The organism is Micromonospora sp. M51 (assembly GCF_018070305.1).
In the GTDB taxonomy this organism is placed as follows: Bacteria; Actinomycetota; Actinomycetes; order Mycobacteriales; family Micromonosporaceae; genus Micromonospora; species Micromonospora parva.
Genome location: NZ_JAGPXZ010000889.1, coordinates 1 through 2,275 on the forward strand (window position 1 = coordinate 1; position 2,275 = coordinate 2,275).

The following is a 2,275-nucleotide window of genomic DNA, read 5'->3' on the forward strand; positions in this document are numbered from 1 at the left end:
CAGCACATCGAGCGCTGGCGGCCCGTGGTGCCCGACCTCGACGCGGACGTCGAGGGGGCGGTGACCAGGATGATCCGACTGACCCGGCACCTGCGGGCGGTCAAGGAGCGGGTCCTGGTCGACCTCGACCTGCCGGCCCACGAGTACGACACCCTGCACGCCCTGGCCGGTCGTGGTGGACGGGCAGCGCCCTCGGATCTCGCCGCGGACCTCGCGATGGCCCCCGCCTCGATCACCGCGCGGGTGGACACTCTGTTGCGGCGGGGCTTCGTGCGCCGAATGCCGTCCACCGTGGACCGACGGCGGGTCGACGTGGAGCTCACCGAGGCAGGCCGGGCGGCGTGGCAGGGGGCGATGCAGGTCCAGGGCGCGGAGGAGCACCGCCTGTTCGGCGCGCTCACCGCGACCGAGCGCCGACACCTCTCCGACCTGCTGCGTCGGGTGCTCCTGGTCGCCGAGCAGCCGCCGAGCGCGCCGGGGACCGACTGAGCGGGCCGGAAAATCGCCTGGCGACCCGCGTACCGCTGATGCGAGGGTGACCGGCATGACTGCGCATGCCCTGGCTGGCGCCCTGGCCGACGACGCACGGCGACGGATCTTCGCGGCGATCGTGCTGGGTGCGACCAGCGCGACCGCTGTCGCACAGCGGGTCGACCTGCCGGCGCGGGTGGTGCTCACCGGGGTTCGCCGGCTCACCGACGCGGGCCTGGTCACCGGTGCCGACGGCGCGCTCGCTGTCGACGAGGCGTCGCTACGGGCGGTGGTACGCGACAACCGGTCACCCGACGCCGCCGACCCCGCCGCCGACCCGGTGCTGCGGACCTTTCTCCGCGCGGGCGTCCTGGTGAGCCTGCCGGCGCAGCCGAGCCGGCGGCGGGTCCTGCTCACACACATCGCCGAGCGGTCGTTCGAGCCGGGCACCCGCTATCCGGAGCGGGCCGTCGACGACGCCCTCAAACCGTGGTGCGCCGCGGGCGGGTCCGATCACGTGACACTGCGCCGCTACCTGATCGACGAACAGCTGCTCACCCGCGAGCACGGCATCTACCAGCGGCTCTGATCGTCCGGATAATCCCGTTGACCGGGCGATGATGATCAACAGGTGACCACTACCGCCCGACCAACGTGGACGACCACCGCCGCCCGACCTGATCGACCTGACGCCGCGCTGCTGCTGCGCGAGTACATGACCGAGATGGTGGTTCGCTACCACCGTCGACCGGCCCTGCCCGGCGAGGTCGACGCGGCCCTGGCCGAAATGCCCAGCGACGACCTGACCGCGCCGAGCGGACTGCTCCTGCTCGCCCGCCACGGCGACCAGCTGGCCGGCTGCGCCGGGCTGCGGTGGCAGCGGGGCTGGGCCGAGCTGACCCGGGTGTTCGTCCGGCCCGACCATCGCGGCGCCGGCGGGGGCGCCGCGCTGCTGGCCGCCGTCGAGGAACGGGCCCGCGCGGCCGGGGCGGACCGGATTCGGCTCGACACCCGCCACGATCTGGTTGAGGCCCGCGCCCTGTACGCCCGGCACGGCTACGCGGAGATCCCGGCGTACTCGCAGGGGCCCTACGCCGATCACTGGTTTGAAAAACGGCTGTCCTGAGCAGTTGACGCTCGCATCCGGACGCGCTAAATAAGAAGAGGAAGTTGAGTCACCCCGACTCAACTCATCACCTTCGGCCAGGAGAACCGAGGAGGCATGACCATGTTGATGCGTACCGACCCGTTCCGCGAGATCGACCGGCTCGCCGAGCAGTTCTTCGGTACGGCGGCCCGCCCCGCGATGATGCACCTTGACGCCTACCGCGACGGCGACCACTTCTACGCGGCGTTCGACCTGCCTGGCGTCGACCCGGACAGCATCGACTGCACCGTCGAACGCAACGTGCTCACCGTCCGCGCCGAGCGTCGCCGACCGGCCGGTGACGGCGTCGAACTGGTCGCCGCCGAACGCCCGATGGGCACCTTCACCCGGCAACTGTTCCTCGGCGACACCCTGGACACCGACAAGCTGGAGGCCGGCTACGAGAACGGGGTGCTGACACTGCGCATCCCGGTCGCCGAGCGCGCCAAGCCCCGCCGGGTGACCATCCAGGCCAACGGCAACGCCCGCCGGGAGATCAACGCCTGATCCGCCACGGTGACGGGTGGGACCGGCGCGCCTGCGCGCCGATCCCACCCGAGGCTGAGAGTCTTTTTCACATGGTGTTCTCCGACGCTCCGGTGCTCGCCCGTCCGTCCACACCACCGGCGCTGCCGAGCGGACCGATCGAGGTCACCG

At 71.8% G+C, this 2,275-nt stretch carries 4 protein-coding genes; all 4 read left to right on the forward strand.

Annotated features, from left to right (window positions below; translation table 11 throughout):
• Positions 1-489 (forward strand): MarR family winged helix-turn-helix transcriptional regulator (locus KBX53_RS30245; protein WP_210863101.1); only part of this gene is annotated, 489 nt, incomplete at its 5' end.
• 55 nt (positions 490-544) lie between these two features.
• Positions 545-1,060, forward strand: a complete 516-nt coding sequence (locus KBX53_RS30250) for a DUF2087 domain-containing protein (RefSeq protein WP_210863104.1) — start codon at positions 545-547, stop codon at positions 1,058-1,060.
• A 42-nt stretch (positions 1,061-1,102) separates the two neighbouring features.
• Positions 1,103-1,597: a GNAT family N-acetyltransferase gene (locus KBX53_RS30255; protein WP_309140890.1), complete on the forward strand. Its 495-nt coding sequence runs from the start codon at positions 1,103-1,105 to the stop codon at positions 1,595-1,597.
• A 102-nt stretch (positions 1,598-1,699) separates the two neighbouring features.
• Complete coding sequence (locus KBX53_RS30260; protein ID WP_030327658.1) at positions 1,700-2,125, forward strand: Hsp20/alpha crystallin family protein; 426 nt, start codon at positions 1,700-1,702, stop codon at positions 2,123-2,125.
• The last annotated feature ends 150 nt before the right edge of the window (positions 2,126-2,275 follow it).

Bases quoted from the DNA above. Each gene is read 5' to 3' on its own strand.
- KBX53_RS30260 (WP_030327658.1), top strand. From the start codon at position 1,700: ATGTTGATGCGTACCGACCCGTTCCGCGAGATCGACCGGCTCGCCGAG.
- KBX53_RS30250 (WP_210863104.1), top strand. From the start codon at position 545: ATGACTGCGCATGCCCTGGCTGGCGCCCTGGCCGACGACGCACGGCGA.